The organism is Maridesulfovibrio salexigens DSM 2638, assembly GCF_000023445.1.
GTDB classification, from domain to species: domain Bacteria; phylum Desulfobacterota; class Desulfovibrionia; order Desulfovibrionales; family Desulfovibrionaceae; genus Maridesulfovibrio; species Maridesulfovibrio salexigens.
Genome location: NC_012881.1, coordinates 2,096,574 through 2,122,322, shown reverse-complemented (window position 1 = coordinate 2,122,322; position 25,749 = coordinate 2,096,574). Strand labels below are relative to the sequence as shown.

Genomic DNA, 25,749 nt, shown 5'->3' with positions numbered 1-25,749 from the left:
TACAACGCGTTTCCGCGTCGTGTGAAGAAGTGTTTACGTAAATCTGACACCCTTGGCAAGATGTTTTTTATAATAATTTGAAATTAATTTGATTTGGTTTTTATCAATGAAATCAGACTAAAAGAATTAAGTTATAAGCTTGCGTGCTGTTCTGGTTTCGTCATTATACTCCCAAAATTCAACATCACTTGGGATTAGGTGGTAATTCGTCTTGATATAGTATTCAGCTAGAGTGCAATTATGCTTCGGGCAAAAATCTCGTAGCACAAACATTATTTTTCTTAACCCAGATGGCGCAGAAACAAAATAATACATAGCTTCATTTCAAGTAGTCAATTTCGCACTCGGGACATTTCCTCCGGAAGTCCATTTATGCGATTTGCATTCGACTATAACTTTTAGTTCTGTGCATCCTAAATCAAATGCATGATCTTTTGGTTTAGCGGCATCAATTCCGATAGGAACTTTGATTGATCGGAATAGTTTTACCCCTTGAGATTCCCAAAAATCTTTAGCTGCAAATTCAAACTCCATTCCAACGTGAACATTGGAAATAGAACCCTTATGCTGAAAGGGTTTGTCGTAATCTGACATGATGTGCCCTCTAGCTATAATGGAATGGAGAAGTAGCATCTTCGATTTTATAAACGCAAAAAAGGGCTGAAGCTTTCGCTTCAACCCTTTCTTAATTGCGTGGTGCCGAGGGGGGGATTCGAACCCCCACGGAATCTCTTCCACTGCCCCCTCAAGACAGCGTGTCTACCAATTCCACCACCTCGGCCCGAGGTGTATGCTCAAAGAGCGTCTCGTTGAGGAGATAGATACCGCTCTCTGAATTTATTTGCAAGATGTTTTTGCAAATAATTGCTCGTAATATTTAGGATTTTTCTTTCGAAGCACCTGCTTTTCAGATGGTGCCGAGGGGGGGATTCGAACCCCCACGGAATCTCTTCCACTGCCCCCTCAAGACAGCGTGTCTACCAATTCCACCACCTCGGCTCTGAAACTACGAGCTATATATTTTAAAGAACTTCAGTGAAGTTTTTAAAAACTTACTATTTGGTCGCTTCTGCAGGAGCCTTTGCGGGCTCTTCAAAAGTGACAGCAGGCTTTTCTACTTCAGGAGTGATGATGGTGTCACCTTTCAGCATGACGGACTCATCAGCAATCCTGTTGCCGGAGAGGTAGTTGTAAGAGAGAGAAGTTACCAGGAAGATTGCTGCCAGAAATGCAGTGATCTTTACGAGAACTCCACCTGCTCCGGTGCTACCGAAAACAGATCCACTTCCTCCGCCGAAGATTACGCCCATGTCTTCTTTACCGCTCTGTAAAAGAACGAAAATGATCAGGAAGACGCAGGCGATAATGTGTACAGTAATTACGAGCGTTTGCAAAGCTTTTTTTCCTTTATTTTTTCACCTGGAATAAGGCAGATATTTAAGCCAGTGCGATCTGGCTGAAACTTTCCGCGTCCAAGCTCGCGCCTCCTACCAAGACACCGTCCACATTGTCAAGTGCAATGATCTGTGCGCAGTTGGCAGGTTTAACGCTTCCGCCGTACAAGATGCGGATTTCATTGGCTTTTTCAGGGAAAAGTTTTTTCAGCTTTTCTCTAACAAAACCGTGAGCTTCAACGATTTCGCCTTCGCCGGCCACTTCACCGGTGCCGATGGCCCAAACGGGCTCATAAGCAACAACAACGGTTTCGGGAGCGAAGTCGGAAGCTACATTCTTTAAACCAGCTTCGAGCTGTTCGTCAATAACCTTCTGTACTTCCCCGGCTTTTCTTTCATCAATAGTTTCACCGATGCACAAGATCATAGACAATCCGTTCTCAAGACCGAAAGCAACCTTATCACCTACCAGCTCATCAGTTTCACCAATTATTGCGCGGCGTTCGGAGTGTCCAGCCAGTGAATATACACAGCCAACATCCTTAAGCATAGCAGGAGAGATCTCACCGGTGAATGCGCCTTCAGCCTTAGGATAAAGGTTTTCAGCGGAAAGATGACAATCAGCATTTCCTGCCAGCACGGAACCTACGGTTTCCAGAGCGGTGTAGGGAGCTGCGATAACAACTTCACGGTCAGCAGGAAGCTTGCCTTCGATTTTTGTAAGCAGATCCTCAGCTGTTGCTTTAGCTTCAGCGCGAGTTTTGTACATCTTCCAGTTGGCTGCCATTAATTTTTTCATTAGCTGTTCTCCTTAAGTGCTTTAAATGCGGGAAGTTCTTTGCCTTCGAGAAACTCGAGGAAGGAGCCGCCACCAGTGGAAATAAAAGTAAATTTATCTTCAAGCTTGGCCTGATGCACAACAGCATCGGTATCGCCGCCGCCAACGATGGTTGTAGCGTCATCAAGGTTAGCCATAACTTCGCAGACCTTAAGGGAACCCTGTGCGAAAGGTTCTTTCTCGAATAGACCCATGGGACCATTCCAGACGATAGTCTTGGACCTTTCAATTACTTCACAGAACTTCTTGGCAGACTCAGGACCGATATCGAGCAGCATGCCGTCTTCGGGAACGGAATCACCGTCGCAAACACCCTGTGCGGTCTCGATGTCCTTGCCCCAGATAAAGTCGGTGGGCAGGTGCAAGGTAGTACCGGAGGAAGCAGCTTTATCCATGATTTCTTTAGCGGTATCCACGAGGGATTCTTCAACAAGGGATTTTCCAACAGCCTTGCCCTGTGCGAGCAGGAAGGTATTGGCCATTGCTCCGCCGATGATGAAATCATCAACTTTACCAATCAAATTGTTGAGGATACCGAGCTTGGAGGAAACCTTGGCACCGCCGGAAACCGCGATGTAGGGCTTACGAGCATTTTTAAGTGCTTCACCGAGGTATTCCCATTCCAGTTTGAGCAGGAAGCCGGCGCAGCATTCTTTTGCAGCATAAGGAACATCAACGACAGAAGCGTTAGCACGATGCGCTACGCCGAATGCGTCATTTACATAAATATCAGCAAGGGCAGCGAGTTGTTTGCCGAAATCGCCGCGTTCTTCGGGAGTCTTAGCCTGTTCTTCAGCATGAAAACGCAGGTTTTCAAGCATCATGACCTGACCGGGCTTCAGCTCGGCAGCCATTTTTTCAACCTCAGAACCGATGCAATCAGGAGCAAGGGGAACTTCCATTCCGAGGTATTCGCCAAGACGCTTGGCAGCGGGAGCAAGGCTCAGGGAATCTACCCTTTTGCCTTTGGGTTTGCCCAAGTGGGCCATAACGATAACCGAAGCGCCCTTTTCAAGTGCATATTTAAAGGTAGGGACAGCGGCTTTGATGCGGTTGTCGTCAGTGATGGTTTCTCCATCCAGGGGGACGTTGAAATCAACTCTCATCAGCAGTTTTTTTCCTGCAATATCAAGTTGGTCAATGAAGCGCATGATCACTCCGTGGTTAAATCGGTTTGAGTTTACTGACTAAAAATCCAAGTCATACAGGAGGGCGTCTTCCCTTGTATCCGGATAGTAATTCTTCCTGACTCCTACCTGAACAAACCCGAGGCTTTCATACAGCCCAATGGCAGGAGCATTGGATTCCTTAACATCCAGAAGCCCTCTTTTCACATTCATCTCCCGGCACCTTTGCATAAGATCCAGCATCAGTGCCCTGCCAATTCCCTTTCTTCTGAACTCAGGGTGGACTCCCAAATTGAGAACTTCCATTTCATCCAGCACAACTGAATAGGCCAGATACCCCACCAGCATCCCCTGCTCCTCGTATCCGAGCACAAAGAATGCTTTTTTTTCCAGTCCCAGACGGAACTGTTCTTCGGTCCAGTAGTATTCGAAACACAGAGACTCAAGAGCCCTGAGCTGGCTGAGATGTTCCGGACCGAGATCGAAAATTTTTTGAATACCAGAGATGACTTCCGCGCTTTTCATAAATAGGTTATCTACCTGTGCATGGGTGGAAAGTGTGAGTTCACAAACTAAGTCAATATGAACCTCATACACGCAATTTCCATGAATTGAAAGAACGTCTGTGTTCAAAAACGAAAAGAATTTGTTTAAAAGTGAAAAAAAACCCCGTTCAGATTGAAGTTGTCGACCAGAACAACCGTCCTTTAACAAGTATGGATATCAATGAAGTCCACCGTCAGTCATTACGGCATCGCTCGGTGATTATACTTGTCTATGACAATGAAGGAAAACTTTTTCTTCAAAAAAGAAGCCCGCAACAAAAACTGTATGCTGGCCGTTGGGATGTTTCCGTAAGCGGACACGTTTATACCGGTGAATCTAATGAAAAAGCGGCATTGCGTGAACTTGAAAACACACTTCGAATTCGCAGTTCCAGCCTGAAGTTGATCGAAGATATCGAAGCTTCATCCGAAACCGGCTATGAATTCATTTCACTTTTCGTATTGGATAAACTGAACACAGCTCCGGAGTTAATGACAGAAGACGCTGATTCCGGCTATTTTTATTCTGAAAGTGAACTGGACTGGTTGATTCGTGAATATCGCGAACTGCTGGTGCCATCTCTTGTCTTCCTTAATGACCGGAATCTGCTCTTCAAATTCAAATAAGCTTATTTAGGCTGAATCAGCCCATCTAGCTGTTCATGAATGTGAGAGTTGGTGGCCAGAATCATTGGTGAATACAAATTGAATTTACCAAGCCCGTATTCAGTGACACGTCCTCCGGCTTCCTCCACCAACAACCATCCGGCAGCCATATCCCAAGGCTTGAGGGAGTTCTCATAGTACCCCTCATACCTTCCGCAGGATGTGTAAGCGAGATCAAAAGCAGCCGCACCGGGACGGCGAACACCCTGTGTATTAACCAGCACCCTACTCAAGGCCTCGGTTATGAAATCAACATGCTCTTCAATGGCGTAAGGGAAACCGGTTGCAATCAGAGACTCTTCAAGGGAACCGCAATCCGAAACATGAATCGGTTCACCGTTCATAAAAGACCCGCCACCACGTACCGCAGTAAATACTTCATTTAATATGGGCAGATTGACTATGCCGAGCACCACCTGATCATCCTTCCAAAGAGCAACGGAAGTAGCAACCATAGGCAATCCGTGGGCAAAGTTGGTTGTCCCGTCCAGAGGATCAATGATCCATGTACGGTCAACCAGCTCAGCATTACCAGAAGTTTCTTCGGCAAGAAAAGACGATCCCGGCAATATTTCTGCAAGTTTTGCTTTAAGAAATTCTTCAACCGCCAGATCAGTCTCAGTTACGAGATCAATGCGGCCTTTGTGCTTTATTTTCTTAGGTTTATTGTAACTTTCCTTGATTATTTCACCGGCCTCAAGGACAGCCGCAGTAGCTTTTTCAAGTAGTGATTGCATATTTTAATTAATATAAACTTTTTCAAAGCCTTTATCTTTCTGGAGACTTAAGCCTGTTCCACGTACAACGGTGGTCAGCGGATCATCATCAATAATTACTTTGAGCGAACTTTCGCGGCTTATCAACCTGTCCAGCCCCTTAAGAAGAGCTCCACCACCGGCAAGCAGCAAACCGTTATCAGCGATGTCAGCCACAAGTTCAGCCTGTGTGCTTTCAAGAGCAACCCTTACAGAATGGACAATCGCGGCAACAGGGTCAGCAATCGCTTCTCTGATTTGAGCATCATTGATTTCGATGGACTTGGGTTTACCGTCCAACAGGTTCCGCCCGGAAACAGTCATGGTGAGCGGTTCAGGCAGTTCAATTGCGGAGCCGATCTGAATTTTGGCTCTTTCCGCAGTATTTTCACCTACCAACAACTTAAATTCATCCTGCATGTAACGCATGATGGCAAGGTTCATCTCGTCACCGGCTACTCGTACGGACTGGCTGTGAGCCACGGAAGAAAGGGTGATAACAGCAACTTCGGTAGTACCGCCGCCGATATCAACAACCATATTACCTTCCGGTTCGTGAATGTTAAGCCCGGCACCGATAGCCGCGGCCATTGGTTCTTCGATGAGCCGCACTTCGCGCGCTCCGGCCTGCTGACCGGATTCGATAACCGCCCTTTTTTCAACCTGTGTGATTCCGGTGGGCACGCAAATAATGATCTTAGGCTTAACCAGATTACGGCCTTTGATCGCTTTTTTAATAAAGAAAGCGATCATCTTCTTGGTTACTTCAAAATCAGCAATAACCCCGTCTTTCATAGGACGGATTGCTTTAATTTTATCAGGAGTACGACCAAGATATTCCTTGGCTTCTTTACCCACGGCGATGACAGACTCATCCCGGGCATCAAGGGCAACGACAGACGGCTCATTAAGGATAATTCCATCCTTCGGGGTGTAAAGCAGCGTATTTGCCGTACCAAGGTCCATGGCAAGATCCTTGCCGAAAAAACTCATTATTTTAGCCCACAACATATAAATCAGGCCTCGTGCATGAAGCGGTTAATTGTCGTTGATCAAAACCGGATTGGTTTTGGAGGGGGTTACTTTCTGCAAGGCAGTGCGCGCTTCCGCAAGCTTGCTTTTCAGAAAGAGGTTTTCAAGAAACTGATTAAGATACTCAGATACCATAAACAGGAAATCCTTCAAGTCCTCGTCAATTCGCTTCGGTTGTTCATTAGCAAGCACAAGAACTCCCCGGGTCTTGCGCTGAAAAACAAGGGGAAGACAGATAATACTCATGAAATCAACGGTGCTTGCACTGGCTCCGAGAAGACTTGAGGCTGCCTGTCCGGGATTATTTTCTTCAATGAAAATAGGTTCATTATTTTTATAAACCCAACCCACTAGACCGCTACCGAGGGGAAAAGCCATAGATTTCGAATCTCCTTTATGCAGGATAGGCTTGTTTTCACCTTCCATGTAAAAAGAAGTCCCTCTCTGATCAATAACAGTAAGGAATGAGTGAGAAAACCCACTTGTTCCAGCGGTCATATTCAGCAAATTATCTAAAAATGAATTCCATTTAGGCTGTCTTTTACGTAAATCGTGCAGCAGCTTAAGAGTCATGAAATATTCATTCTTTCTTCCATCTGCGTCCACAGAACGGATGCAGGAAAGCATGGAAGTAATCATCTTACCGAACTGGGAAAGAATTTTCAGGTCCTTGGTACTGAATGAATAGGTCCGCTTGCTGTCAAGACATATGGCCCCGAGAGACTGCTCCAGCGGTGTACCCATGAAGGCTTTAACTTTGGAATCTTCGCGCTTCTCGTAATACCCAATAGTAGTGGCACCTTTGCGGTCCATATTATTGATAAAAAGAGGCTCATTCTTGCCGATCACAATCCCGGCCAGACTCTTCTTCTGCAAAGGAGTTCCCTTGGGGGAAATATCATCGCCAAGGCTGAAATAGGTGGAAAGAGAATAGCCATGCTGACCGTCCGGAAGAAACAGGACAACGCTATGCGCCTCAAAAACATTACAGACGATGCTGAGGATATTAATTAAGATTTCGTTTCTAGGCATGCTCTATTTTGTCCTGCACTCGATGAAATATTCAATGCTCCGGTTATATGTTTTTTCCTGCTCCGGTGTAAAGTAGCAGGCCGGAAGCTGATCTTTGGCGCGGTGATATTTAATGCATTCGCAGCAGGCACCGGCTCTGGGACAACCGCTGTAGGTGCAGGGACAGTCAATTTTGTTTTTTTCAATGGAGCAACCGTCTAAACTCATATATTTTCATCCTTAAATTATGATCGTTAGAAAAGACAGATATCATATGATATAATCAAATCCGTATCATTCTTATTTGAAAGAGCCTTCCCGGTCAACAGATACCCGTTTTAATAACAGTCCTTTTTAAACACCTCCAAAAAGTTTGAATTTGCTACTACGACCGTTTTTTCACCTCAAAAATTGGTGTTAACCAAAAAAAAGCATCAGTTTTAAAGAAAAATTAAATTCTACAATTTTTCTAGATAATTTCAGTTGTAATTAGTTGCTGTTCGGGCTACTCATACATTAATATAAATTGACATTGTCTGGATGAACACACCAAAAGACATGTCCATTTTAATCCTACAGCAACATGCAGGGTTTTAATATGTGGCAGGAAGCCTTTTCCAAATATACAGGGGAAGCCTGTGACACGGACACCGTAAATCCTCAGGATATTTACGATATGAGGTCTTTGGATGGGTTACGGCTGCATCTTGACCATGTCCACATTAAGAATTGCCTGCTCCGTCCTTACTTTGAAAACCGCAACCAATATCCTCTGGTTGACGACCGCGAGTTGCTGCCCTCTTTTGAGGTAGACCTGTACGAATATAAGAAACTTCCCGGTTTCAGCATGGTCGCCCTTGAACGTCCCCTGAATTTTTTTCAGGAAATTTTCCAGTTCGATATCCTGCACAGTCCACGACTTTTGGATGATTCTACAACGGAAGCTGCATGTCCGCTTTTTGAGTCAATTCTTAAAGCGAACATCGAAACTTTTGAAAGCAGGCTGCCCAAACGTTCCCATAAAGAATTTCTCAGCGAATTCGGCAATATTGATATCTCTGCCATTGAAAATTACGATAGAATTCTTCCGCATCTGCTTGAAATCGAAAGAGCCCAGGTTATGGCTCAGGATAATACCGGTAAGTTTTATCTCGCCGGAGTATTCGGCTCATTCCCGTCCGATCTCGATAACGAACTAAAACGGTTCGGCATCAGAATCGGTAAATTCAAGCCGGGTGACAACCTGCTCTACGAATACAATCGTTTATTTGTTTACACTTTCCTTATGGAGTTGCACGGATTTCCCATTGTTTCGGAACGCCGCACCTCTTCTGCCCTTTTTGCCCGCCGCCTGCACCGGATGGGAGAAAAGTTCATGGTCCGCGTTCTGGGGCAATCCGACCGTACTATCACTTCTCTTTTTTCGCATGCAAAGGCCAAGCATTACCCGCGAGTGGAAAAAATTGCTTTAGTACAGGTCAGCAAGGACAACAAGGACACCATTGCCGAACTCAAAAAAGGCGGATTCTTTGTAGATGAGAAAAAAAGGGTTGTAATTCTGAAGGTTAAATACCGGCAGCATAAATTCAACCCCGAAAACGTTCGTGAAGACCGTGCTCTTTCTGTTTACGAACAGCAGGTAATTCATCCCATCACCGGGGAGTGTGCCTCCCACTTCAACGTGATCAAGGATGCGTCCAGTATGACCATCCTGCTCAACGATATTGTACGAGGTGAATACACAGGAAGCATCGTTTACAAGCGAAATGAGCTGATTCAAGATACAGAGACTCATGAACGGCGGCTGAAGTTCCTTTTTGCTTGGCTTTCCAAACATCAGCGCAGGATCATTGGATATTCCGATGAATTCTATTCCGGCGTAGTAAAAGTTCTGGACAGCTACCTGCTGGCCCCGGATAACTATGAGCCGTTTAACGAACTGACCGACCTTTATCAGGAGGTCTGGTCCAAATACAGCTACATTCAACAGGCCCGTAAACTTAAAGTCCTTGAAGACCTCAGAGAAAGAAAGTATCGGGGTAAAAAAATCAGCTACCTTGAGATGCTGCAAACAATGCATGAAATCATGAATGAACTTAAATTTGAAATCGTCAACTACTTTGACAAGCTCGTTGAAACAGCTTTGAAAATCGGCGATAGAGTTCTTAATGATTCATATTTGATACGTAAATATATTTCCTGTCCGGAAGAAGACCTTACACCTTATGGCCTTGATGTTAAAAAATATTACGGTCGTATTGTTATGGTACTTGATGAATTCAGGTCGATCCGTAAGAGCCGCTCCCTCTACGAGGAAGGGTCCGTTAGCGGATTGGTTTAAATTTAACTTTGAAAGCACCTTGATTTATTCGGGTGCTTTCAATTTATACGGAGTAAAAAATTGACAGCACTGCGCACAACCCCCTTAACTGAGTGGCACCGTGAAAACGGAGCAAAACTTGTACCTTTTGCCGGATTCGAAATGCCTGTCCAGTATGCCGGTATTATTGCTGAACATAAGCAGACCCGTGAAAAGGTCGGCGTGTTTGATATCAGTCACATGGGTGAATTCAAGCTCAGCGGCAAAGGAGCAAAAGACGGGCTGAACAAGTTGGTTTCCCAGAATCTGGATACTCTTGCACCGGGCAAATGCCGTTACGGTTTCCTGCCTAACGATAAAGGCGGCGTTCTTGATGACCTGATCATCTATTGCCTTGCTGAAGATTCCTACATGCTGGTGGTCAATGGCGCATGTGAGGAAGGCGATTTTAACTGGATTGATTCCAGACTTCCTGAAGGCCTGAACTTTGAAAATATTTCCTATGAAACTGCCAAGATTGATCTGCAGGGCCCCCTTGCTCTGGACGTTCTTGAATCTGTTTTCGGACGTGATTTCAAGCACCTTAAGTACTTCAACTTCGAAGAAACTGAATTTGACGGCTACAAGCTGATCATCAGCCGTACCGGTTATACCGGCGAACTGGGCTACGAATTCTACCTGCCTGCAGATAAGGCTCTTTCCCTGTGGGAAAAACTGGTTGCCGATGAAAGGGTTGAACCCATCGGACTGGGTGCACGTGATACCCTTCGCCTTGAGTGCGGCTACCCCCTCTACGGTCAGGATCTTGATACCGAGCACAATCCCCGCGAAGGCGGCTACGGATTCCTGCTTCCCGCAGATGCCTACACCGATGTAACGGAACTCCTTATTCCTCTGACAATCGAAGGTCGCCGTTCTGCTCGTCACGATGATATTGTCATGCTGGATGGTAAAGAAGTAGGTAAAGTGACCAGCGGCTCATTCTCCCCTACTCTCGGCTACTCCATCGCTTTGGCTTATGTTGCTGCAGACGCTGCTGAAGCTGATAATTTCATCATCAAGACTGCGCGCAAAGAGCTTGAAGCTAAAAAGGCTGAACTTCCCTTCTATAAAGAAGGCACCGCACGTAAAAAGCTTGATTAGATTCTGCTTTCCATAATCAATCAAACCCCGCCACTTTATCAGAGTGGCGGGGTTTCTTTTTGGCTAAAGGCACATTACAACCTTGCTATGCACAACGTCATTAAATATCTTTTGGTCTCCGTAATGCTGGTAACGCCTTGCTTAATTGGGCTTAGCGCAGAAGCCGGTTTTGTCCCATACGGCAGGATATTCAAAGCGGTGAAAGATGAACGGCCATATATCACACAAGCCCAAGACAGCCGTCTTCAAATGCAATTACATAAAACAATACTTCTCAATTGCCCTGCAAGTCTGGCCAATATTTCAAGCTATGTATATTCAGCCCACGCTTTTCTTGTAGGAGAAGTCGAGAATGATGCTGAACGGGACACTTTGATAAATAGCACTAAGGAAATATCCGGGCTTTACGGGCTTAGCTATTTTCTGCCGCAAAAGAAAATTACAGAGAATAACACTTCATCAGAGCTGGAAATTAAATTGAAAGGATTCATTGATCCCAAATATCCATCATCTAAAGTTGCTGTCAAAGTGGTACAAAACAATGTCATCATATTGGGAGTCCTAGCCCCGCAAGAGCAAGAATCTGTTACTAAATCGCTTCAGGAAATAGCCGGAACGACCAAAATCATAAATTTCCTCCAAGAACCTCAGCAGCAGAAAAAAATTAAAAAGAGATTTCGGCCCATAAGAAATTTATTTGGAGACTAATTAAGAGTGGACATTCTCAATTTCTCAGGATAAATGCTCCTCATTATGCACAGACTTTAATCATATAAAGACCTTTTGGCTCTTGCGTTGCCCTGCCGTACTTCGAGCAGCTGAGCAACATTTTCAAATAATATTCTACTGAAGGATATTAAGGTTTTGTTATGTTTAAAGAACTTATGTATATAAACTCACGTCCCCTGCCTTTTGAATTCTATACTGCATCTGATCTCTGGACCGATGAACACATTGCGAAACAGATGCTGAATTACCATTTACATCCCGATATTGACGCGGCTTCCCGGAACGCTGCATTTATTGCTGAATCATCAGAATGGATAATTGATCATTTTGGATTGGCAGAAAGCAAAAAAGTTGCTGATTTCGGGTGCGGTCCCGGTCTGTACACAACGGCTTTTGCTAAAGCCGGAGCAGATGTAACCGGAATTGATTTCTCCAGTAATTCTCTTGCTTATGCCAATGAAGTCGCCCAAAACAGCAAGCTCGAAATCAACTATGTAAATACAAATTATCTGGATTACAGTACGAATGATCGTTTTGATCTCATCACAATGATCATGTGCGACTTCTGCGCCCTCAATCCTGAACAGCGGCAAACCATGCTGCGTAAATTCTATGCCCTGCTTAAACCGGACGGTTCAATATTGCTGGATGTTTATTCACTGAATGCCTTCAGCATGGTTTCTGAGAAACGCGTCTTTGAACCCAACTTGATGGATGGGTTCTGGGCTAAAGAGCATTATTACGGATTCCTGAATACATTTAAATATGAACAGGAAAAAGTGATGCTGGATAAATACATTATTATTCAACCATCACTCACCCGCATAATCTATAATTGGTTGCAATACTTCTCGCCGGCTGATTTAGAGGCTGAAATTGCTACCGCTGGATTCAGCGGAGTTGAATTGCGGGGTAATGTAGCTGGTTCTAAGTACCAAAATGAGAGCAATGAATTTGCTGTCATCATTCGTAAGTAGTTGAATATATTAAAGCTGGTCATTTTAAATATTTAAAATGACCAGCTTTTCTTCTTAATTTCGCGCAATTATGTCTGCTTAGTAACAATACTCTTCTGAAAGCTAATTATCCCCACCATTCATCTCTACAAAACATCTTTATTTCAATGTGTTACGATAAACAGCACTGAGACTGTGTTTATTACGCAAATAGTGCTGAATTAAATTCCCCCTGGCTCTAATCAACTCATTAATATTTTAATTATTCCTTATAATTCAGACCAATACCTAGAGAACAACTTATTGTATCAAAAAGCACACATATTAAGTTGTGTCATTCACATTACAAGCTAATTTTTTTTTTCATCTTTCCCGTTGACGGATAGGTTCTTACACAGATGATTGGAACACCCTCAAATTTCAGGAGCGATGATGAACATTAATCGTAGAGATTTTGTAAAGCTGACGACTGCTGCAGCTGCGGGGATTGCCGCTGTTCCGGCGTTCGGCGGGCTTGGCAAAGCTTTCGCCAATACAGCCGAGGAACGGGCAAAACAGCTCAGTCCCAAATGGACCCAGCAGACGACTTCCGTCTGTGCGTTCTGTTCCGTGGGTTGCGGACTTCTGGTTAATACCGACCTTGAGACCAAACGCGCGGTAAACGTGGAAGGTAACCCCGACCACCCCATTAACGAAGGCGCTCTCTGTGCTAAGGGCGCGGCATCTATTCAGATGACCGAAAACCCGAAGCGCCCCGGTAAATTCCTGTACCGCGCTCCTTTCAGCGGAGAATGGGAAGAAAAGGACTGGGATTTCTGTAAAAAACGCATCGCACGGTTGATCAAGAAATCTCGCGACGAAAGTTTTGAAAAGAAAAATGCAAAGGGACAGGTGGTTAACCGTACCATGGGTATCGCCTCTCTCGGTTCCGCTGCGCTGGATAACGAAGAATGTTATGCCATGCACAGCTTCATGCGTTCACTCGGCCTGGTCTATGTTGAGCACCAGGCGCGTATCTGACACAGCGCAACTGTTGCGGCTCTGGTAGAGTCGTTCGGACGCGGCGCGATGACCAACCACTGGAATGACCTTCAGAACAGTGATTGCATTTTGATAATGGGCAGTAACGCTGCCGAAAACCATCCCATTTCCTTTAAATGGGCTGTAAAAGCACAAAAACGCGGTGCCAAGATCATCCATGTGGACCCGCGCTTTACTCGTACTTCCGCTCGCTCGGATGCATATATCCCCTTGCGTTCCGGTACTGATATCGCAGTACTCGGCGGGATGATCAATTACATCATTAAGAATAAGCGTTACTTCCATAAGTATATGGTTGATTACACCAACGCTTCTTTCATCGTGGGCAAGGACTTTGATTTCAAGGACGGCCTGTTCTCCGGCTTTGATTCCAAGACCAATTCCTACGACAAATCCAAATGGGCTTTTGAGTTGGACGACAAGGGCATTCCCAAGCAGGACAAATCCCTGCAGGATCCCAATTGTGTTTTCCAGATCCTGAAAAAACACTATGCCCGTTATACTCCGGAAAAAGTATCCTCCATCTCCGGTGTATCCAAGAAAGACCTTAAGCTGCTCTACAGCACTTATACTGCCACCGGCAAAAAAGACAAAGCCGGTACCATCATGTACGCCATGGGTTGGACCCAGCACACTGTAGGTGTACAGAACATCCGTGCAATGGCTATGATCCAGCTTATGCTCGGTAACATCGGTATTGCTGGCGGTGGTGTTAACGCACTGCGCGGCGAATGTAACGTACAGGGCTCCACTGACTACGCCCTGCTCTACCACATTCTCCCCGGCTACCTGAAAACTCCGCTGGCTGGTCAGGACACCCTTGAGCAGTACAACAATACTTACACCCCCAAGAGCAACGACCCCGAATCCGCCAACTGGTGGCAGCATTATCCCAAGTACTCGGCCAGCCTGATCAAGGCCATGTACTCCGAGGATACCCCGGAGCAGGGTTACCAGTACCTGCCGCGCCTTGATAACCATAAGGCCAGCGTTTATTCATGGATTCCGCTCATCGATCGCATGTATGAAGGAAAATTCAGCGGCGGTCTGATCTGGGGTATGAACCCGGCCTGCTCCAGCTCCGACTCCGTCAAGACCCGTAAGGCTCTCGGCAAATTGGACTGGATGGTCAACGTCAACCTCTTCCAGTGCGAAACAAGCGACTTCTGGAAAGGTCCCGACATGGATCCCAAGAAAATCAAGACTGAAACCTTCTTCATTCCTTGTGCTTCCGCAATTGAGAAAGAAGGTTCTGTCTCCAACTCCGGTCGTTGGATGCAGTGGCGTTACAAAGGTCCCGAACCTTTCGATGACGTCATGACTGACGGTCACTACTTCCACGAAATCTGGGAAGAACTCAAAGCTCTGTACGAAAAAGAAGGTGGTGCATACCCTGAACCTATCACCCACCTCAGCTTCGAAAACATGTGTGAAGAGAATGATCACGGCCATATGGAGTTCAGTGCACGTAAGACCGCCAAACTCTGTAACGGCTGGTTCACTCGCGATGTTGAAATAAAGGGCAAGAAGTTCAAAAAAGGACAGCAGGTCCCCAGCTTCGCTTATTTGCAGGCAGACGGTTCCACTACCTCCGGTAACTGGCTGTACTGTAACTCCGTATCTGATACGGAAAACAAATCCATGCGCCATGATTCAACTCAGACCAAGGAACAGGCCAATATCGGACTCTTCCCCAACTGGACATGGTGCTGGCCTGTAAACCGCCGCATTCTCTACAACAGAGCTTCTGTTGATGAAAAGGGACAACCTTGGGCACCCAAGAAAGCAGTTATCAAGTGGAACGGTTCCAAATGGATCGGTGACGTACCTGATGGCGGCTGGAAACCCGGAACAAAACATCCGTTCATCATGCGTAAGAACGGCTTCGGACAACTCTTCGGCCCCGGCCGCGCAGACGGTCCCCTGCCTGAATATTATGAGCCGCTGGAATGTCCGGTTAAAACACATCCTTTCTCCAAAACCCTGCACAACCCCACGGCTGTTCAGATCAAGGGTGAGGAAAAGGCTGTATGCGATCCGCGCTTCCCCTTCGTTGGTACTACCTATCGTATCACCGAACACTGGCAGACCGGTTCCATGACCCGTTGGCAGGACTGGCTGGTAGAAGCTGAACCGCAAATGTTCGTGGAAATCAGCCCCGAACTTGCCAAGCTGCGCGGCATTGAAAACGGAGAAAAGGTCACTGTTGAAAGTGTACGTGGATCACTCTGGGCCATTGCCATGGTTACCGAGCGTATCCAGCCCTACAACATCAACGGTACTGACGTTCACATGGTTGGTATGCCCTGGCATTACGGCTGGGTAACCCCCATTAACGGCGGTGATTCTGCAAACATCGTAACCCCCAACGTGGGTGACCCGAACACCGGTATCCCCGAATATAAGGCCTTCATGGTCAACATCCGTAAGTGGAAGGAGGGTGATAACTAATGTCCGGTAAAAGCTTCTTTGTAGACCTCACCCTTTGTACCGCCTGCCGTGGTTGTCAGGTTGCCTGCAAGCAGTGGAAGGATCTCCCTGCGGAACACACCCGCAACGTTGGTTCTCATCAGAACCCGCAGGATCTTTCTTCAAAAACCATCCGTCTGGTACGCTTCAGTGAAGCCCGTGACGAAGACGGTAAATTCCGCTGGCTGTTCTTCCCGGAACAGTGCCGTCACTGCATTGAGCCTCCATGTAAGTACATTGCAAACATGTACACCCCGGGCTCTGTGGTACAAGACGAAAAAACCGGCGCAGTGGTAATGACCGACAAGGCTGTTATCCGCAAAGGTAAACTGGAAAGCTGGGAACTCTGCCCATACAATGTTCCCCGTCAGGACAAGAAAACCGGACTCTGGTCCAAGTGTGACATGTGTCTTGACCGTGTGGAAATGGGTATGCTGCCTGCCTGCGTACAAAGCTGTCCCACCGGAACCATGAACTTTGGCGACCGTGCGGATATGCTTAAGATGGCAAAAGAAAGGCTTGCGGAGGTCAAAAAGACCAATCCCAACGCTTATCTCGCCGATCCTGATGATGTTCGCGTAATTTATCTCTGTGAGACCAAGCCGGAAAGCTACTATGAAAATGTTGTAGCTTCTGCTGATCAACGCAAGACTCTGATGGCCGGGGTAAGTCCTTCTAAAACATCAAGACGCGGATTCCTCACCGCTCTTAAAAATAAAGCCTAGCAGGCAGGAGAAATAAGATGAAAAAATTATTGATCGCATGCCTGTGCTGCATGGGAATTGTCTTCGTAGCCATCGGCGCGGGGGCAAAAGAAGAATGGACCGCACCGGACGATGACCTTGTTATCAACTTCATCAAACCTGATAAAGGTATCGGTGTAGTATTCAACCACTCCAGCCATGAAAACTACGAGTGCATTGACTGCCATCATAATATTAAAAAGTCCGGCGAGCCGACCAGTTGTGCCACATGTCATGACAATTACTCGGCAATGCCGACCAAGGGCTACAAGTCCTACTTTAAAGCCATGCACTACAAGCGCAACAATGCAAAGCGCCCCTCCTGTCTGGGATGTCACGTCAAGGAATTTGGCAATGACAAGGAAATGACCGGATGTATCAACTCCGCATGTCACCCTGAAGGAATCAAGTAACAACCTAATCAGAAATACAGTCTATTCCTCACAAAAAAGCCCCCGCCGAAAGGCGGGGGCTTTTACTTTTCACGACAAAGAGTCTTTATACGAACCGTTCGTCAGACTTTAAGGTCTCGGATTTATCCGCATTGCTTTCCAGCCAGCCGAAGCGGTCGGCAGGAACAGCATCAAATTTTTTCACATAAGGCTTGATATCAATCAGCGGAGTTCCATCAAGAACATCAACCCCTTTAATGTGAAGGATATTGCCCTCAATACGAATCAATTCCACGGTGGACATTCCAATCATATTCGGTCTGCGCGGGGCACGGGTGGAAAACAGTCCCCTCTCTTCAGTATCCATGAAAGGTGTCAGCTTCAGCTTATATCCATCATTTTTATGAAAATGATATAGCAAAATTATGTGAGAGAATCCTTCGAGATCCTGCAAGCCTTCTTCCAAGGCTCCGTGCAGTTCAATTGTTCCCTCAACATCTTTTGCTCCTGAAGGCTGGATGGGCATACCTTCAAGTGATTCAAAAGGAGAACGAATAAGGCCGATGGGGTGAAATATTATGGCATCTTTTTCGGGTAAAGCCATTTTATCCTCCAAAATCAAGTAAACAACTTCTCTGAAGTTAAAGTACTACTTTAACTTCAGAGAAGAACAATTTAACTAGCTTTTCATGATTTCAGCCACCAGTTCAGCACATCCGGTCAGACTATCGATCTTGATAAACTCTTCTGTGGTGTGCACTTTGCTCATGCCTATTCCCAAGGTAACAGCATTAAAGCCTTTACCGTAAAGGATGTTAGCGTCACTTCCGCCACCAGTAGGAACTCTTTTGGGAATGGCTCCGATATTCTTACAAGCTTCTTCAACCCGAGCCAGCACCTTGCTATCGGCAGCAACCTTAAGAGCAGGATACGAAATCTCGTAGTCAAACTTATATTCTCCGCCAACCTTCTCAACAGCTGCAGCACAGCATGCTTCCATGTGCTCAAGCTGCTTCTTGAGAGAATTATCATGCAAAGAACGGGCTTCAGCGGTCAAGGTTACAGACTCGGCTACAATATTGGTTGCGCTACCACCCTCAATACGACCGAGGTTCGCAGTGGTGCTTTCATCAATGCGCAGCAGGTTCATATTTGAAACAGCTTCAGACGCAAGTTGAATAGCACTGATCCCCTCTTCCGGTGCAATTCCGGCATGAGCGGATTTACCGGTGAAAGTAATATTAATTCCAGCCTTGGCAGGTGCAGCAACAACAATAGTGCCTACATCTCCACTTGAATCAAGAATGACTATGTCTTTAGCAGGGAGCAAATCTGTATCCAGATTCTTTGCGCCGTGCATGCCGGATTCTTCGCAAATGGAAAAAACAAAATAAATATCAGGATGAGGAATAGATTCTTCTTCCAAATGGTTGAGTGCTTCGATAGCCATTGCTATTCCGGCCTTGTCGTCACCACCAAGAACAGTTTCCCCGGCACTGCGGACCACATCACCGTCAATAATAGGCTCAACACCAATGCAGGGCTGCACGCAGTCCATGTGAGCTGAAAAAGCGATCGGCTCACCTTCTCCGGTTGCCGGGACATGTACGATGAGGTTACCGGTATTACCACCACTCAACTCACCAGCTCTGTCTTCGCTTACTTTAAAGCCTCTTTTCTCCATTTTTTCACGCAGATAAGCGGCTACTTCTTTCTCTTGAAGAGAAGGACTGTCAATACGCACAAGCTCAAAAAACAATTCAAGAATTCGTTCTTGATTTATCATAATATCTCCAAAAATGACTTAAATTTGAAAAATAGTTAACACCGAAGCATTCACTTGAACAGGAGTATTTTTTAAAAAAACGAACTGCATAATATATTGCCATATAAGTTATTTTTTACTTTGCAGCATTTAAAACAGCTTGTGCTTAAAAGTTATACTTGCATGAAACCCACTTTGCACATAACATCCTGTATTAGTATAAATTTAATGAGTCAGGTCGGGGGGCCAAATATGAAGTATTTTAATGTATTATGCATTCTTTGTGCTACGTTCTTATTAAGTAGCAAGCCTGTTATTGCCTCAACCTTCTCTTTTGGCAATTCAGAATACACAATAATCCAATCCGCTGGCATAAATTGGAACGAAGCCAAACTTGCAGCAGAAGCAGCAGGCGGCCATCTGGTTACAATCACTTCAGCAGAAGAAAACAATTTTCTAAAAAATACAGTTTTTCAAGGTAATGATAAAGCTTACTGGCTTGGTGCATACCAGACCGGAGATGAAGATAGGCAAAACCCTACTTCTAACTGGCATTGGGTAACTGGTGAAGAATGGGATTATACCGACTGGTATAGTGCAGAGCCGAATAACTCACGAATTGACGAATTCCATTTGAGTGCAGATCAAAGATTCAACTACCAATGGAACGATGAAGGCGCTGCGGTTGCATCCATGATCAATGGCTACGTAATGGAAAAGCCCTCTGCACCCACTCCTATTCCGGGTGCAATCTGGCTTCTCGGAGCTGCTTTAGTCGGACTTTTCGGCATCAAAAAGAAATTTGCTTAATAATTAATCAACAATTAAAAAATCCCGGCAGCCTCACAGGTTGCCGGGATTTTTTCTTGAAAAGAACTAGCTGTTAAGCGTTACAAGCTTTATTTCTTTCAGCTTCGGTCAATTCAACCATATCACGTAAAATTTTAAGGGTTTCTTCCGCTTCCTTGGGATCGAGTTTGCGTAATGCAAATCCGGCATGAACAATAAGGTAGTCGCCAATTTCAACTTCATCAGCCAAAAGCATAAGTGAAGCATCGAGGTATGTCTCACCCTCGCCTACCTTACATTTTGCGACTTGATCTTCAATGGACTTAATTTGAACAGGAATAGCTAAACACATGGAAAACACCCCTTATCGGCACTAGGCCATCTTTTCATAACTGCCGCCGGCTGCAGAAACTTCCTCAAGCACCTTTTCCATCATGAAAGGAAGACGCTCCAGCGTTACATCAGAAACCTCATCATGCATGGTCTGATAATCCTTCGGCTCCACACCGATAACCACGCATTCAGGACGTCTGTCACACAACTCGCACAGGACCATTGTATCGAGCAGGTCTGTCTGATGCATTGAATCCTTAAAAGCCAGACTCCTACGCAAATCCTCTCCTGTCAAGCGGTAAACCGAACCGGGCTCGTCATTGCCCAGCACCGCATCCACTACGATCAGAAAATCGCATTCCATCATAGGGCCCATCAACTTGGTTCCAAGTGTACCGCCGTCCATGACTTCAACGTTGTCTGAAAATGAGTACTGGCTCATCAGTTCATTAACAACTTTTACTCCGATACCTTCATCAGTAAAAAGTATGTTTCCCACACCAAGAACTAAAATCTTTTTCTCTTCTGTCATTCAGATGCCTCCGGCGGCTCTCCGAGGGCCTGAGGGGAAAAACTTTTGCAAAAGCTTTTCCCCTCTGGGCTCCCCTTTTCAAAACCTTTTAGCGGGCTTCGCTACTGATCTTTTAAAAATTCTTTGCAGTCCATTTCTATTCCATCCCTATAGATTTCTGTAGCTTATTTTGGAATGAGAATTCAATAAAAAAATCAAAATATTACGTATAAAAATCAAAAAACGGGAACCCGCAATGCGGGCTCCCGTAATATTTCCTTGAAGCTTGAACCAACTAGAGAATCTTGAACTTGTGAACTTCGTTGGTATGAGCATCGATGACGTGTACGCCGCAGGCGATACAGGGGTCATAGGAGTGAACGGTACGCAGGATTTCAACAGGACGCTTGGGATCAGCAATCGGTGTTCCCATGAGTGCTTCTTCAACTGCGGACATCTTGTTCTGGTTACAACGGGGACCGAGGTTCCAGGTAGAAGGTACAACGAGCTGGAAGTTTTCGATCTTGCCGCCCTTGATCTTGATCCAGTGAGACAGACCACCGCGAGGTGCGCCAACAAATCCGACACCTTCAGCTTCATCAGGCATTTCCCACTCAACCGCGAGATCAGTGTTGCCGGAAGCAACGTTGTCTTCAAGGTTGTTAACCCATTCAACCATCTTAGTACCGGCAACAACGGTTTCAATACCTCGGGCAGCGGTTCTACCGAGAGTGGAGAACAGAGCTTCAGGTCCAACACCGAGGGTGGAGAGAACATGGTTAACAACAGGAACAACATCCTTGTTGCCGCGGGCGTAGGATACCAGCATCTGTGCCAGCGGACCAACTTCCATGGATTCGCCTTTGTAACGGGGAGCTTTCATCCAGGAGTAACGGTCACGGTCTTCATAGTTGGTGTACTTAGGTTCGGTTTCACCGTCATACGGATGGAGGGAAGAGTCACCGTCATACCAGCTGTGGCTGATGTCTTCCTTGATGGAATCAGGGTTGAAATCCATGACATTGCTGAGGTCACGGTTCATAATTACGCCCTGCTCGAGGAAGCGGCTGTTAATGTCAGCTTCTACATCGGGGAATTCACCGAAAGTCAGGAAGTTGGTGGTACCACCGATTCCGGCCCAATCTTTGTAGTAAGATGCGACCATCAGCAGGTCGGGAATGTAGCATTCGTTAACAAATGCCATAGTTTCATTATAAAGATCCTTGAATTCCTGAATACGTTTAGGAGTCAAGGAATCGTAGCAGGTTACACCGCCAACGATAGTAAACTGGGTGTGCGGGTTCTTTGCACCGAAGACAGCCATTGCGCGTGCAGCTTTAACCTGAAGGTGCAGACCTTCAAGATAATGAGCAGTAGCGATGAGGTTTTCTTCAGGACGCAAATAGTAGGCATCATGCCCACCGAGGAAGTAAGCATTGGTAAAGATACCGAGCTGGCCGGAATCAACAAACTTCTTCAGTTTTTCCTGAACTGCTTTCAGATCTTCAGCCTTAGTCACGCGGGTTGACTGGCTGTTTGCAATCTTAGCAGCCTTAACAGGATCAGCCTGAAGCGCACTTACAACATCAACCCAGTCAAGGGCATGCAAATGATAGAAATGCACGATGTGGTCATGCAGGTACTGGGCACCCAGTACGAGGTTACGGATAAGACGTGCGTTTTCAGGCAGGTTCTTATCAACGCCAACAGCGTTATCTACGCAGCGGGTGGAAGCCAGAGCGTGGGTATAAGTACATACACCACAGGAACGCTGGGTAAAATGCTGAGCATCGCGGGGATCACGGCCTTTAAGAATAATTTCCAGACCGCGGAAGAGCTGAGAGCTACTCCATACGTTACTTACTTTACCGTTTTCGACCTCTACTTCGATCTTGAGGTGACCCTCAATTCTGGTAAGCGGGTCGACAATCACCGGACCGGTGTATTTTTTATCATAAGGGGTCGCCATTACAGCGGGGCCCGATTTAGCCTTGCAACCAGACATATACAATCCTCCAAAAGAATAGAAAGTTAGCTTTAAACTTCTATGTAGTTGACAGCACTAGCCCTGCTCGTAGAAGGGGCTCATTTCATCCCAGAAATCGGGCTCACTGCAACCGATGCAGGGGTGACCGGCCTCAATAGGCCAGTTGGTCTGATTAAACTTGACTTTCGGACAGTTGTTGTAGGTGTCCGGTCCCTTACATCCGAGCTCATAGAGGCAGTAGCCTTTTTTAGCTTCTTCAGATGAGAAGGAAGGTGCAAATTCATCATTGTCAAAATGTTTGAGTCTCGGACAGTTGTCATGCACGGACTCACCGTAGAAGAGGCTCGGACGACCAACATCGTCAAGTTCGGGGATTCCCTTGGTCAGATAATGAACAACAGTACCCACGAAGTTAAACGGGTTGGTCGGGCAACCGGGCAGGTTTACGGTAGTTACGCCGCCGAGAGCTTCGGATACGCCCTTGGCTTGAGACGGGTTGGGTGCAGCAGCCTGTACACCGCCATAGCAGGCGCAGGTACCGATACAGATGGTTGCTTTTGCTTGAGGTACAATTTCCTGCACGATTTCAAGCATTGTTTTACCACCCACTTTACCCCATGCTCCGCCTTCGATAGTGGGAATACCACCTTCAACAACACAGATAAAACCTTCAGGAGAATGTACGGCTTCATGCAGTGCTTCTTCCGCGGCATGACCTGCGGCTGCCATGATAGTCTCATGGTAGTCGAGAGAAATAGTGTCGAGAATAAGAGCATCAATATAAGGAGAAACAGTACGAAGAACAGCTTCTGAACAGCCAGTACATTCGGCTGCGTGCAGATAGACAACAGAAGGACGCTTTTTCTGAGTCAGGGCTTCCGCTACAGTTGGCGCAAAAGCAGGTCCCATTCCCATAACAGCGGCGGTTGTTGCGCAGAACTTCATGAAATCGCGGCGGGAGACGCCATTCTGCTCAAGGCGTTCTTCCGCTCCATCTTTTCCGAGTCCCACAGAGAATTTCATAAAAACCTCCATCCTCTAATTAAAGATAGTAGGGTTTACCCCCTAAGCATTGCAGTCTTCAATTCAAGACTGGAAACGTTCCTGCCTAAAGGCCGCAATGCACACTAAATTTTATTCATTAGCTTCAACTTAAGATATCAGTCTCACTTTGATATCAGCTCTCATACAAAAGCTAATGTATTGAAAATTCTAATTACTCTTAAACCATTTAACTATGAGAGCGTCAACCCCAAATGAAAAATTATTGTTTTTGATGCTTTTTTTGGTCGCTCATAGATAAAAATCGCACTAAATAACATCAATTTCACATTATTATGCATCAAACAAACATTATGTTGCATTTAGTTAATCTGAAAAACTAAATCCTTAATCCCAGAATAACATATATATAATTCGCACACTATCACAAAAAATAACACGGTACAAAAAAAGCGCAACCCAAAGGGGTCGCGCTTAGTAAAAAGCATATAAAAACCGAAGACTAACCGTTGGTAACGAAATCTCCTTTTATCCTTTCGACAACTTTCGCTTTAATTTCTTTAAAAATTTCATCAGGAGTCTGATCAGCATTAACAACAACTATCCTATCATTGTTAAGTGCTGCCCAAGTTAAATACCCTTCACGAACACGGTTATGAAATTCAAGGGACTCAGCTTCAAACCGCCCTTCTTCCTGCATCTTGTTTTCCTGAAGATTGCGAGTCATAGCCCGTTTCAAACCAATCTCCGGATCAATATCCAGAAGAATAGTCAGATCTGGCCAGTTCCCGGAAACTGCTACATCATTGAGTTCGCGCAGCAACTTCGGATCAAGTCCGCGCCCATACCCCTGATAAACAATAGTAGAATCTGCAAAACGATCTGAAATGATAATTTTTCCGGCTTCGACCGCAGGTTTTATGACCTGTCCTACATGCTGGGCACGGTCCGCCAGATAAAGAAAAAGCTCACATTCACCTGTAATATCGGTGCTGTCCATATTGAGCAGGATCTTACGCAACTCTTTACCTATCCGGCTCCCGCCGGGTTCAAGCGTAACATCAACATTATGTCCGGACTCTTCGAGAAACGCTGTAAGCTTCTTGATCTGGGTGGTTTTCCCAGTCCCTTCTATGCCTTCAAAGGTAATGAACATTGAGCCTCCGATTTTTTGAGTTCACACTTGCTCGACGGATTGTCAGGAGATTTTTCCGCCTTGTACAAATATCTGTCCAGAAACCGTTGATACGGAGTCCAGTTGCTTTCTGAGCCTTCCAATTTACCTAATTCTGCGAAAATTGTATTCATTTTTGCGTCAATGTTATCAGCAAAATGTAAAATAAATGCTTCCGGTGTCTTTGGACGCTTTGGGGCACCGTATTCATATTCACCATGATGCGAAAGAATCAAATGCTTCAAGTGAAGCTTTAACTTTGGATCAAGGTCCTTGGATTTATGTAAAAAAGGTTCAAGGATTTCAACACCGATATGAATATGCCCCAGCAGACGCCCTTCATCTGTATAATCGTTGGTCAGTCCGCCGGAAAGCTCCCATGCCTTGCCCAAATCATGAAAAATAGCTGCAGCCAGAACCACCTGACGATCAACCTCAGGATAATTGTCACAAATGGACATGCACAGCTTAGCCACAGCCAATGTATGCTCCAACAGGCCGCCGACATAAGCATGATGAACGGCCTTTGCACCGGTGGCGGTCAAAAGGCGGTCATGTACAGTTTGATCCTTAAGTACTCTGCGGCAGAACTTCTTCCAAGGAATATGAACCATGTGCTCTGCAATGAGATAGTCCAGTTCCTGCATCATGTCTTCGGGCTTATCTTTACTCGAAGGAAGAAAATCGGTGATGTCCAGGCCTGCATATTCAGGATTCAGAATATCAAGGACTTCCACAGTTAACTGCGGCTTATCTCTGAATGATCCGACCATTCCACCGGCGACAACAAACATACCAGCTTCAAGTGTCGGAAAAGATTGACTTAACGGGCTCCATATTTTCGCTTCAACCGCTCCGGAATTATCCTGCAAACGCAAATTCCAGAACGGACCGTTCCTTGATTCACGCAGCTGGGCATCGCCGATGAGAAAGATATCCTTGACTCTCTCCCCGTTTATAAGATCTTTAATATATGTATATTTTTGTGACACTTCTTGCTATTCCTGAATTGCTTTGATACCTCGCC

26 protein-coding genes and 2 tRNA genes are annotated in these 25,749 nt (G+C 45.7%); 9 read left to right on the top strand and 19 right to left on the bottom strand.

The annotated features are described in order from the left end of the window. Positions 1 to 324: 324 nt before the first annotated feature. The 7 genes from DESAL_RS20350 to rimI form a co-directional block, all read right to left on the bottom strand. Entirely contained in the window at positions 325 to 594 is a 270-nt protein-coding gene (locus DESAL_RS20350) for a hypothetical protein (RefSeq protein WP_197528805.1), read from the bottom strand. 100 nt (positions 595 to 694) lie between these two features. Continuing rightward, positions 695 to 781 (bottom strand) — tRNA-Leu (locus DESAL_RS09720). Between the two features lie 131 nt (positions 782 to 912). Further along, a tRNA-Leu gene (locus DESAL_RS09715) sits at positions 913 to 999 on the bottom strand. Between the two features lie 56 nt (positions 1,000 to 1,055). Next, positions 1,056 to 1,394: a preprotein translocase subunit SecG gene (secG, locus tag DESAL_RS09710; protein ID WP_015851814.1), complete on the bottom strand. Its 339-nt coding sequence runs from the start codon at positions 1,392 to 1,394 to the stop codon at positions 1,056 to 1,058. A 43-nt stretch (positions 1,395 to 1,437) separates the two neighbouring features. Next, complete coding sequence (gene tpiA, locus DESAL_RS09705; protein WP_015851813.1) at positions 1,438 to 2,193, bottom strand: triose-phosphate isomerase; 756 nt, start codon at positions 2,191 to 2,193, stop codon at positions 1,438 to 1,440. After that, positions 2,193 to 3,383, bottom strand: a complete 1,191-nt coding sequence (locus DESAL_RS09700; protein WP_015851812.1) for a phosphoglycerate kinase — start codon at positions 3,381 to 3,383, stop codon at positions 2,193 to 2,195. Before DESAL_RS09700 ends, tpiA begins: the two co-directional genes overlap by 1 nt. A gap of 36 nt (positions 3,384 to 3,419) precedes the next feature. Further along, a complete protein-coding gene (rimI, locus tag DESAL_RS09695; RefSeq protein ID WP_245543807.1) occupies positions 3,420 to 3,956 on the bottom strand; it encodes a ribosomal protein S18-alanine N-acetyltransferase in 537 nt (178 codons plus the stop codon). A 59-nt stretch (positions 3,957 to 4,015) separates the two neighbouring features. On the opposite strand from rimI, the gene DESAL_RS09690 reads away from it, so the two are divergent. After that, entirely contained in the window at positions 4,016 to 4,531 is a 516-nt protein-coding gene (locus tag DESAL_RS09690) for an NUDIX hydrolase (protein WP_015851810.1), read from the top strand. A gap of 2 nt (positions 4,532 to 4,533) precedes the next feature. On the opposite strand, the gene DESAL_RS09685 is transcribed toward DESAL_RS09690, so the two are convergent. Genes DESAL_RS09685 through DESAL_RS09670 form a run of 4 tightly spaced genes read right to left on the bottom strand, consistent with a single transcriptional unit; the run spans position 4,534 to position 7,596 of the window. Then, positions 4,534 to 5,307 (bottom strand): inositol monophosphatase family protein, encoded by a 774-nt coding sequence (locus DESAL_RS09685; protein ID WP_015851809.1) that lies wholly within the window; start codon positions 5,305 to 5,307, stop codon positions 4,534 to 4,536. A 3-nt stretch (positions 5,308 to 5,310) separates the two neighbouring features. After that, entirely contained in the window at positions 5,311 to 6,336 is a 1,026-nt protein-coding gene (mreB, locus tag DESAL_RS09680; RefSeq protein WP_015851808.1) for a rod shape-determining protein, read from the bottom strand. A gap of 27 nt (positions 6,337 to 6,363) precedes the next feature. Then, positions 6,364 to 7,389 (bottom strand): GAF domain-containing protein, encoded by a 1,026-nt coding sequence (locus DESAL_RS09675; RefSeq protein ID WP_015851807.1) that lies wholly within the window; start codon positions 7,387 to 7,389, stop codon positions 6,364 to 6,366. A gap of 3 nt (positions 7,390 to 7,392) precedes the next feature. Next, positions 7,393 to 7,596: a DUF6485 family protein gene (locus DESAL_RS09670; RefSeq protein WP_015851806.1), complete on the bottom strand. Its 204-nt coding sequence runs from the start codon at positions 7,594 to 7,596 to the stop codon at positions 7,393 to 7,395. Positions 7,597 to 7,966: 370 nt separating this feature from the next. Between DESAL_RS09670 and DESAL_RS09665 the strand changes: the two genes are divergently transcribed. The 7 genes from DESAL_RS09665 (at position 7,967) to DESAL_RS09630 (ending at position 17,182) form a co-directional block, all read left to right on the top strand. Then, a complete protein-coding gene (locus DESAL_RS09665; RefSeq protein ID WP_015851805.1) occupies positions 7,967 to 9,709 on the top strand; it encodes a hypothetical protein in 1,743 nt (580 codons plus the stop codon). A gap of 60 nt (positions 9,710 to 9,769) precedes the next feature. Further along, a complete protein-coding gene (gene gcvT, locus DESAL_RS09660) occupies positions 9,770 to 10,831 on the top strand; it encodes a glycine cleavage system aminomethyltransferase GcvT (RefSeq protein ID WP_015851804.1) in 1,062 nt (353 codons plus the stop codon). 123 nt (positions 10,832 to 10,954) lie between these two features. Beyond that, a complete protein-coding gene (locus DESAL_RS09655; RefSeq protein WP_245543806.1) occupies positions 10,955 to 11,539 on the top strand; it encodes a BON domain-containing protein in 585 nt (194 codons plus the stop codon). Positions 11,540 to 11,700: 161 nt separating this feature from the next. After that, positions 11,701 to 12,537 (top strand): class I SAM-dependent methyltransferase, encoded by an 837-nt coding sequence (locus tag DESAL_RS09650; RefSeq protein WP_015851802.1) that lies wholly within the window; start codon positions 11,701 to 11,703, stop codon positions 12,535 to 12,537. 411 nt (positions 12,538 to 12,948) lie between these two features. Next, positions 12,949 to 16,008 carry a formate dehydrogenase-N subunit alpha gene (gene fdnG, locus DESAL_RS09640; RefSeq protein WP_015851801.1) on the top strand — a complete coding sequence of 1,020 codons (3,060 nt, stop codon included), beginning with the start codon at positions 12,949 to 12,951 and terminating at the stop codon, positions 16,006 to 16,008. Beyond that, entirely contained in the window at positions 16,008 to 16,751 is a 744-nt protein-coding gene (locus DESAL_RS09635) for a 4Fe-4S dicluster domain-containing protein (RefSeq protein WP_015851800.1), read from the top strand. The genes fdnG and DESAL_RS09635 overlap by 1 nt, the downstream gene beginning before the upstream one ends. Before the next feature lie 17 nt (positions 16,752 to 16,768). Next, positions 16,769 to 17,182 carry a cytochrome c3 family protein gene (locus DESAL_RS09630; protein ID WP_015851799.1) on the top strand — a complete coding sequence of 138 codons (414 nt, stop codon included), beginning with the start codon at positions 16,769 to 16,771 and terminating at the stop codon, positions 17,180 to 17,182. Between the two features lie 85 nt (positions 17,183 to 17,267). On the opposite strand, the gene tsaA is transcribed toward DESAL_RS09630, so the two are convergent. Continuing rightward, positions 17,268 to 17,765 (bottom strand): tRNA (N6-threonylcarbamoyladenosine(37)-N6)-methyltransferase TrmO, encoded by a 498-nt coding sequence (tsaA, locus tag DESAL_RS09625; RefSeq protein WP_015851798.1) that lies wholly within the window; start codon positions 17,763 to 17,765, stop codon positions 17,268 to 17,270. A 75-nt stretch (positions 17,766 to 17,840) separates the two neighbouring features. Then, complete coding sequence (locus DESAL_RS09620; protein WP_015851797.1) at positions 17,841 to 18,947, bottom strand: M20/M25/M40 family metallo-hydrolase; 1,107 nt, start codon at positions 18,945 to 18,947, stop codon at positions 17,841 to 17,843. A gap of 231 nt (positions 18,948 to 19,178) precedes the next feature. Here DESAL_RS09620 and DESAL_RS09615 point away from each other — a divergent pair, with 231 nt between their 5' ends. Then, the gene (locus DESAL_RS09615) at positions 19,179 to 19,736 is read left to right on the top strand and encodes a lectin-like protein (RefSeq protein ID WP_015851796.1); all 558 of its coding nucleotides are present in this window, start codon (positions 19,179 to 19,181) and stop codon (positions 19,734 to 19,736) included. 73 nt (positions 19,737 to 19,809) lie between these two features. Here DESAL_RS09615 and DESAL_RS09610 read toward each other — a convergent pair whose 3' ends face one another. From DESAL_RS09610 to DESAL_RS09585, 6 genes are all read right to left on the bottom strand, one after another. Next, positions 19,810 to 20,067 carry a HypC/HybG/HupF family hydrogenase formation chaperone gene (locus tag DESAL_RS09610; protein ID WP_015851795.1) on the bottom strand — a complete coding sequence of 86 codons (258 nt, stop codon included), beginning with the start codon at positions 20,065 to 20,067 and terminating at the stop codon, positions 19,810 to 19,812. A gap of 21 nt (positions 20,068 to 20,088) precedes the next feature. Further along, the gene (locus DESAL_RS09605; protein ID WP_015851794.1) at positions 20,089 to 20,580 is read right to left on the bottom strand and encodes a HyaD/HybD family hydrogenase maturation endopeptidase; all 492 of its coding nucleotides are present in this window, start codon (positions 20,578 to 20,580) and stop codon (positions 20,089 to 20,091) included. Positions 20,581 to 20,854: 274 nt separating this feature from the next. Next, positions 20,855 to 22,564, bottom strand: a complete 1,710-nt coding sequence (locus DESAL_RS09600; protein WP_015851793.1) for a nickel-dependent hydrogenase large subunit — start codon at positions 22,562 to 22,564, stop codon at positions 20,855 to 20,857. A gap of 57 nt (positions 22,565 to 22,621) precedes the next feature. Then, a complete protein-coding gene (locus tag DESAL_RS09595) occupies positions 22,622 to 23,569 on the bottom strand; it encodes a hydrogenase small subunit (protein ID WP_015851792.1) in 948 nt (315 codons plus the stop codon). A gap of 481 nt (positions 23,570 to 24,050) precedes the next feature. After that, on the bottom strand, positions 24,051 to 24,704 hold the full coding sequence (gene tmk, locus DESAL_RS09590) for a dTMP kinase (protein ID WP_015851791.1): 654 nt from the start codon (positions 24,702 to 24,704) through the stop codon (positions 24,051 to 24,053). Next, positions 24,680 to 25,714, bottom strand: a complete 1,035-nt coding sequence (locus DESAL_RS09585) for a 3'-5' exoribonuclease YhaM family protein (RefSeq protein ID WP_015851790.1) — start codon at positions 25,712 to 25,714, stop codon at positions 24,680 to 24,682. The genes tmk and DESAL_RS09585 overlap by 25 nt, the downstream gene beginning before the upstream one ends. Between the last annotated feature and the right edge of the window lie 35 nt (positions 25,715 to 25,749).

Excerpts from the sequence above, each read along its gene's own strand:
- DESAL_RS20350 (WP_197528805.1), bottom strand. The coding sequence starts at position 594 with ATGTCAGATTACGACAAACCCTTTCAGCATAAGGGTTCTATTTCCAAT.
- tpiA (WP_015851813.1), bottom strand. The coding sequence starts at position 2,193 with ATGAAAAAATTAATGGCAGCCAACTGGAAGATGTACAAAACTCGCGCT.
- DESAL_RS09700 (WP_015851812.1), bottom strand. The coding sequence starts at position 3,383 with ATGCGCTTCATTGACCAACTTGATATTGCAGGAAAAAAACTGCTGATG.
- DESAL_RS09685 (WP_015851809.1), bottom strand. The coding sequence starts at position 5,307 with ATGCAATCACTACTTGAAAAAGCTACTGCGGCTGTCCTTGAGGCCGGT.
- mreB (WP_015851808.1), bottom strand. The coding sequence starts at position 6,336 with ATGTTGTGGGCTAAAATAATGAGTTTTTTCGGCAAGGATCTTGCCATG.
- DESAL_RS09675 (WP_015851807.1), bottom strand. The coding sequence starts at position 7,389 with ATGCCTAGAAACGAAATCTTAATTAATATCCTCAGCATCGTCTGTAAT.
- DESAL_RS09670 (WP_015851806.1), bottom strand. The coding sequence starts at position 7,596 with ATGAGTTTAGACGGTTGCTCCATTGAAAAAAACAAAATTGACTGTCCC.
- DESAL_RS09665 (WP_015851805.1), top strand. The coding sequence starts at position 7,967 with ATGTGGCAGGAAGCCTTTTCCAAATATACAGGGGAAGCCTGTGACACG.
- DESAL_RS09655 (WP_245543806.1), top strand. The coding sequence starts at position 10,955 with ATGCTGGTAACGCCTTGCTTAATTGGGCTTAGCGCAGAAGCCGGTTTT.
- DESAL_RS09650 (WP_015851802.1), top strand. The coding sequence starts at position 11,701 with ATGTTTAAAGAACTTATGTATATAAACTCACGTCCCCTGCCTTTTGAA.
- DESAL_RS09635 (WP_015851800.1), top strand. The coding sequence starts at position 16,008 with ATGTCCGGTAAAAGCTTCTTTGTAGACCTCACCCTTTGTACCGCCTGC.
- DESAL_RS09630 (WP_015851799.1), top strand. The coding sequence starts at position 16,769 with ATGAAAAAATTATTGATCGCATGCCTGTGCTGCATGGGAATTGTCTTC.
- tsaA (WP_015851798.1), bottom strand. The coding sequence starts at position 17,765 with ATGGCTTTACCCGAAAAAGATGCCATAATATTTCACCCCATCGGCCTT.
- DESAL_RS09620 (WP_015851797.1), bottom strand. The coding sequence starts at position 18,947 with ATGATAAATCAAGAACGAATTCTTGAATTGTTTTTTGAGCTTGTGCGT.
- DESAL_RS09615 (WP_015851796.1), top strand. The coding sequence starts at position 19,179 with ATGAAGTATTTTAATGTATTATGCATTCTTTGTGCTACGTTCTTATTA.
- DESAL_RS09610 (WP_015851795.1), bottom strand. The coding sequence starts at position 20,067 with ATGTGTTTAGCTATTCCTGTTCAAATTAAGTCCATTGAAGATCAAGTC.
- DESAL_RS09605 (WP_015851794.1), bottom strand. The coding sequence starts at position 20,580 with ATGACAGAAGAGAAAAAGATTTTAGTTCTTGGTGTGGGAAACATACTT.
- DESAL_RS09600 (WP_015851793.1), bottom strand. The coding sequence starts at position 22,564 with ATGTCTGGTTGCAAGGCTAAATCGGGCCCCGCTGTAATGGCGACCCCT.
- DESAL_RS09595 (WP_015851792.1), bottom strand. The coding sequence starts at position 23,569 with ATGAAATTCTCTGTGGGACTCGGAAAAGATGGAGCGGAAGAACGCCTT.
- tmk (WP_015851791.1), bottom strand. The coding sequence starts at position 24,704 with ATGTTCATTACCTTTGAAGGCATAGAAGGGACTGGGAAAACCACCCAG.